Raw genomic sequence first — 6089 nt, forward strand, 5'->3', positions numbered from 1 at the left:
CCACAACTCCCGCAACCCCCGCAGTCGCCGCCGCCACTGCCTTCGCGCCCTGCGACATCGCACCCTGCGGCACCGCGCCCGCCGCAGACCCCGCCGCTCCCGCCGCGCCCCCTGCCGTCGTCGGCACCGCACCCGCCGCCCCCGGCGGCACCCGCAGCTCCGGGGTCCGTATCTGGCCCGTCGGGTCCTCGTACTCCAGCAACCGCACCGCGTGCTGGCCCAGTTGCGCCAGCAGGCTGCCCGGCAGCCAGGGTTCGCCGCCCGGGCCCGCGCCCGCGTCCGCCGCCTCGCCGACGCGGGCCAGGATGTCCCGCGTGGTCGGCCGCGCGGCCGGTTCCTTCTGGAGGCAGGCGTGCACCAGGATCGCGAGCTGCTCCGGCAGCCCCGCCAGGTCCGGCGCCTCCTGCGCGATCCGGTACATCAGCGCGTGCGCGCCGCTGTCCGCGCCGCCGAACGGCAGCCGCCCCAGCGCCGCGTACGCCAGCACCGAGCCCAGGCAGAACACGTCGCACGCCGCCGTCACCCGGTCCCCGCGTACCTGCTCCGGCGCCATGAAGCCGGGCGACCCCACCAGCGAGCCCGTCCGCGTCAGCCCCTCCGCTGTGACCGTCTCCAGCGCGCGGGCGATCCCGAAGTCGATGACGCGCGGCCCCTCGATCGTCACCAGCACGTTCGACGGCTTGAGGTCGCGGTGGATGAGTCCGGCCGCGTGGATGTCCTGGAGGGCGTGCGCGAGCCCCGAGGCGAGTATCCGTACGGAACGCTCCGGCAGCGGACCGTGCCCGCCGGACACGATCGACTGGAGCGTCGGTCCCGCCACATAACCCGTCGCCAGCCACGGCACCGGTGCCTCGGTGTCCGCGTCGAGCACCGGCGCCGTCCACGCGCCGCCGACCCGCCGCGCCGCCGCGACCTCCTGCCGGAACCGGTTGCGGAACTCCTCCTGTTCGGCCAGTTCCCGCCGTACGAGCTTGACCGCGACCGTACGGCCCCGGTCCGAGCGCGCCAGATAGACCCGCCCCATGCCGCCCGCGCCGAGCCGTGCCAGCAGCCGGTAGGCGCCGATGCGTTGCGGATCTCCTGCTACCAGCTTCTCCATGGCCGTGCGGCCCCTCCTCGTACTCCCCGTACGTCGTACGTCCGGTCCGGTGTCCGGCCTGGATCATCTCGCATGAGGCGAAGGGACCTGCCGGGTATCCCGACTATCTCGAATGACACTTCGGGGAGTTGTGCGGGGGTTCGGCGTACGGACGGTGAAGCGGCACGGACGGTGAAGCGGCACGGCCGGTCACGGCACCCGGGCCCGCGGGGCGCACCGGGCCTGCGGAGAGCACCGGGCCCGCCGGAGCACCGGGCCCGCCGGAGCACCGGGCCCGCCGGAGCGACGGCTCCGCCAGGAACACCCTGGGCCGCCGGGAACACCTGAGCCCGCCAGGAGCACCCGGGCCCGCCGGGGGTCACTCCGGCCAGGCCGAGTTCTCGATCACGTCCACGAAGTCCGTCCGTACGAACCCCGGCGAGAAGCGCGCCAGCACATCCGCCTTCACATTGCCGAAGGCCGTCTCCGGCCGGTGCTCGATGCCGTCCGTGAACGCGCGCAGGATCCGTTGCTTGAAGTCGGGACGCGGGTGCGCCGCGACCACCGCGTTCCGCACGTCCTCCGGCACGGTGTCCAGCCCGATCCCCAGCACGTCGAACTCCACCCCCGCCGTCACCAGCGCCACCTCCGGCTCCATGTGCGCTGGGATCTCCGGTGTCGTGTGCAGGGCGATCGCGGTCCAGACGAGCCGCGCGCTCTCGGCCGGCAGCCCCTGGCCGAGCAGGAAGTCGCGGGCCGCGTCGGCGCCGTCGATCTCGAAGCGCTGGTGGGACGCGCGGTAGCGCTCGGTGAGGCCGAGGTCGTGGAACATCGCGCCGATGTAGAGCAGCTCGGGGTCGTACGCGAGGCCGCGCCGCCGGCCCTGGAGCGAGCCGAAGAGGAAGACGCGGCGGGAGTGGTCGTACAGCAGGGGGCTTTCGATGTCCCGCACCAGCTCGGTGGCCTCCTTGACGAGGCCGCTGTCGGGGATCTCGATGTCGGCGATGCGCTCGGTCATGGCGGGTTCCTTCCGGGGGTGGGGCCGCGGAGCCGCGGGGTTTGTGGCTGTGCGGACCGGTGGCACGGGGTCCGATGGTGCTGGGGCCGCTCGTACGGTCGGTCCGCTCGTACGGTCCGGTCTGTCGCACGAGTCCGCGACGGGCTTCGGCACCGGGGACGGCCCGGGGGCGCGGGCCGCCTCGGCTCGGGGCTCGATGCCGCTGTGCGATACCGGGCCCTGCCTCCACTGTCAGGCCAGGCGGCGTTCTCCCGCCATGTCTCCGGGGACACACATCCCACACATCCAGCCATGGATCCGGGCTACGGTCGGTGTCATGCGGGGCAGAACGCGCGGGACGCGGAAAGAAGTCGTGGTGTTCGTCTATGACGGCGTTCGGCTGATGGATGTCGCCGCGCCCCTGGAGGTGTTCGGTACGGCGACGGGGCTGGGCGGCGCGTACGGGCCGACGGGGTCGGGCGGCCCGTACGACACCGTGGTCTGCTCGGCGGACGGCGGCCCCGTGACCACCTCCACCGGCACCCGTCTGAACGCCGACACGGCGGTGGCGGGCATCGCGGACGTCCACACCCTTGTCGTCCCGGGCTCGGACGAACTGCCTCTGCGCCCGCCGCCCGCCGGACTGCTCGACGCGGTCACCGTCCTGGCCGGCCGTTCCTCGCGGGTCGCGTCCGTCTGCACCGGCGCGTTCGCGCTGGCCGCCGCCGGACTGCTGGACGGCCGCCGCGCGACCACCCACTGGCGGCACGCGGCGGCCCTGGCCAGGCGCTACCCGGCGGTGACCGTCGAACCGGACGCGATCTTCGTACGGGACGGCCGTACGTACACCTCGGCCGGTGTCACCGCCGGCATCGACCTCGCGCTCGCGCTGGTCGAGGACGACGAGGGCGCGGATCTGGCGCGGGAGGTGGCGAAGGATCTGGTGGTGTTCCTGCGGCGGCCGGGCGGGCAGTCGCAGTTCTCGGTCGCGGCGCGCACGCCGAGCCCGCCGCACGACGGCTTGCGAGCCCTGCTGCGGGAGATCGCGGCGGACCCTGCGGCGGACCACTCCCTCCCGGCTCTGGCCCGCCGCGCCGGTCTGAGCACGCGCCACCTCTCACGTGTCTTCGGCGACCAGACGGGCACGACCCCGGCGGCGTACGTCGAGGCGGTACGCCTGGAGGCCGCGAAGGCGCTGCTGGAGGCGGGCGAGACGGTGACGGCCGCGGCCCTGCGGACCGGTCTGGGCACGAACGAGTCCCTCCGGCGCGCCTTTCTCCGCCACCTGGGAGTCCCTCCGTCCACCTACCGGGCCCGCTTCCGTACGACGGGCCCGCCGCGGGGCTGACGGCCGCGGGGCCGGGCCGGCACCCGCGGTGCCCGAGCCCGACCCAAGCCCAAGCCCGCTGAGTCCCGGTCCGCCGAGTCCGGGGCTACGCCTTCGGCTCGGTGAAGCGGATGTTGTTGCCGAAGGGGTCGCGGAGGCCGCAGTCGGTTCCGTACGGGCGCTCGGTGGGCTCCTGGGTGAACTCGACGCCCCGTCCCATGAGCGTCTCGTACGTCTTGCGGCAGTCGTCCGTGCTGAAGATGACGGTGCCCATGGCCCCCTTGGTCACCAGCTCGCGGACCTGCTCGGCCGTCTCCTCCGGCATGGCCGGGGCGCCCGGCTTCTCCAGCAGGATCTGCCGCTCCGGGTGACCGGCGACGCCGACGGTCAGCCAGCGCATGAAGCCCAGGTCGACATCGGCGTGAACCTCCAGGCCGAGCTTGCCGACGTAGAAGTCGAGGGCCTCGTCCTGATCGAGAACGTATATCTGTGAATGCGTGATGGCGTTGAACATGTGCTTCACGCTAGCGGGCAAGCCGGACAAAAACTTATCCGAAACTGCTCAGTCCGATCGGCACCACGGATCAGTCCGATCGGCACCACGGACACCGCCGCGGGCCGTGCGGACGGTCAGGCGCTCGGCCGCGTCCACGCCATCGTGAAGCACGTCGGTACCCCCGTGGCAGCCGCTTCCTTGCGGTACGTCCGCGGTGACCGGCCGACGATGTCGCGGAACGTACGGCTGAAGGTTCCCGGGCTGCCGAAACCGACCTGGTAGCAGATCTCCGTCACACTGCGGTCGGTCTCCCGCAGCAGGAACATCGCCCGCTCGACACGGCGGCGCTGCAAGTAGCGGTGCGGGGTCTCGCCGAACGTGGCCCGGAAGGTACGTGTGAAATGCGCCTCCGACACATGGGCGATCCGCGCCAGGGCCGGCACATCCAGCGGTTGCGCGTACGCGCGGTCCATCGCGTCGCGCGCCCGGAGCAGGCGACGGTTGGACTCTTCGGCGGCACGGCTCACACCCCCATCACACCACGGCTCCCCGCCGCCCGTAACGGCCCGGCGAACCGGCCCCTGCGCCCTGGCCCCTGCGCCCTGGCCCCGGCGACTCGGCCCGGCGACCCGGCCCGGCGATCAGCGCGCCCCGCACCCGCCCGTACACCCGACAACATGCTCAGCCGCGCCGCCCGTGCCATACATCCTGGCCGTACCACGCCCCACCAGGCCCTCTCTACCCTTGCTCGCATGATCCCCTCTACCGATCCGGCGGCGGGCGCCGCCGTCAAGGCCGCCGACCGCGCTCATGTGTTCCACTCCTGGGCCGCGCAGGAACTGATCGATCCGCTCGCCGTCGCCGGTGCCGAAGGCTCGTACTTCTGGGACTACGACGGGCACCGCTATCTCGACTTCACCAGCGGTCTCGTCTTCACGAACATCGGCTACCAGCACCCCGCCGTCGTCGCCGCGGTCCAGGAACAGGCCGGGCGGCTCACGACCTTCGCGCCCGGGTTCGCGGTCGACGTACGGTCCGAGGCCGCGCGCCTGATCGCGCGGCGCACCCCCGGCGGTCTCGACAAGATCTTCTTCACCAACGGCGGCGCCGAGGCCGTGGAGAACGCGATCCGCATGGCCCGGCTGCACACCGGCCGCCCCAAGGTGCTGTCCGCGTACCGCTCATACCACGGATCCACCTCCACTGCGATCGGTCTGACCGGCGACCCGCGCCGCTGGCCGTCCGACAGCGGAACGTCCGGCGTCGTCCACTTCCACTCGCCGTTCCTCTACCGCTCGCCCTTCCACGCCACGACCGAGGCCGAGGAGTGCGCCCGCGCGCTGGAGCACCTCGAAACGACCATCGCCTTCGAGGGCCCCGCGACCATCGCCGCGGTCATCCTGGAGACCGTCCCGGGCACGGCCGGCATCATGCCGCCACCGCCCGGCTATCTCGCGGGTGTACGGGAGATCTGCGACCGGCACGGCATCGTGTTCGTACTGGACGAGGTGATGGCGGGCTTCGGGCGTACGGGCGCCTGGTTCGCCGCCGACCACTACGGGGTCGTACCGGATCTGCTGACCTTCGCCAAGGGCGTCAACTCGGGGTACGTCCCGCTCGGCGGTGTCGCGATCTCCGCCGAGATCGCGGACACCTTCGCCACCCGCCCGTACCCCGGCGGGCTCACCTACTCCGGCCATCCGCTGGCCTGTGCCGCGGCCGTCGCCACCATCCGGGTGATGGAGGACGAGAAGACCGTGGAGCACGCCGCGCGCATCGGGGAGACGGTGCTCGGCCCGGGGCTGCGCGAACTGGCGGCCCGCCACCCCTCGGTCGGCGAGGTCCGCGGCATGGGGGCGTTCTGGGCCCTCGACCTGGTCAGGGACAAGGAGACCCGCGAGCCGCTCGTCCCGTACAACGCGACCGGCGCGGCGAACGCGCCCATGGCCGCCTTCGCCGCCGCCTGCAAACGGAACGGGCTGTGGCCCTTCGTGAACATGAACCGTACGCACGCGGTCCCCGCCTGCAACATCACCGAGGCCGAGGCGAAGGAGGGGCTGGCGATTCTGGACGGGGCGCTGACGGTCGCGGACGAGTACACGGCGTAGGCAGGCGGGCCGCAGAGACAGGGAGGGGCAGGGGGAGCGGAGGGACAGGGAGGGGCAAGGAGAGCGGAGGGACAGAGAGGGGC

The 6089-nt window shown here is 72.8% G+C and carries 6 protein-coding genes; 2 read left to right on the plus strand and 4 right to left on the minus strand.

Annotated elements, in window-relative coordinates:
- On the minus strand, nt 1–1099 hold a 1099-nt coding region (locus WH07_RS11790; protein ID WP_157877328.1), incomplete at its 3' end, for a serine/threonine-protein kinase.
- A gap of 358 nt (nt 1100–1457) precedes the next feature.
- Nucleotides 1458–2096, minus strand: coding sequence for an HD domain-containing protein (locus WH07_RS11795; protein ID WP_046499121.1), 639 nt, complete (start codon nt 2094–2096; stop codon nt 1458–1460).
- 316 nt (nt 2097–2412) lie between these two features.
- Here WH07_RS11795 and WH07_RS11800 point away from each other — a divergent pair, with 316 nt between their 5' ends.
- Nucleotides 2413–3423 carry a GlxA family transcriptional regulator gene (locus tag WH07_RS11800; protein WP_046499125.1) on the plus strand — a complete coding sequence of 337 codons (1011 nt, stop codon included), beginning with the start codon at nt 2413–2415 and terminating at the stop codon, nt 3421–3423.
- Nucleotides 3424–3508: 85 nt separating this feature from the next.
- On the opposite strand, the gene WH07_RS11805 is transcribed toward WH07_RS11800, so the two are convergent.
- Nucleotides 3509–3916 (minus strand): VOC family protein, encoded by a 408-nt coding sequence (locus WH07_RS11805; protein WP_046499127.1) that lies wholly within the window; start codon nt 3914–3916, stop codon nt 3509–3511.
- Between the two features lie 116 nt (nt 3917–4032).
- Nucleotides 4033–4425: a helix-turn-helix domain-containing protein gene (locus WH07_RS11810; protein WP_046499129.1), complete on the minus strand. Its 393-nt coding sequence runs from the start codon at nt 4423–4425 to the stop codon at nt 4033–4035.
- 225 nt (nt 4426–4650) lie between these two features.
- On the opposite strand from WH07_RS11810, the gene WH07_RS11815 reads away from it, so the two are divergent.
- A complete protein-coding gene (locus WH07_RS11815; protein ID WP_046499130.1) occupies nt 4651–6006 on the plus strand; it encodes an aspartate aminotransferase family protein in 1356 nt (451 codons plus the stop codon).
- The last annotated feature ends 83 nt before the right edge of the window (nt 6007–6089 follow it).

Source organism: Streptomyces odonnellii (assembly GCF_000981895.1).
GTDB lineage: Bacteria > Actinomycetota > Actinomycetes > Streptomycetales > Streptomycetaceae > Streptomyces > Streptomyces odonnellii.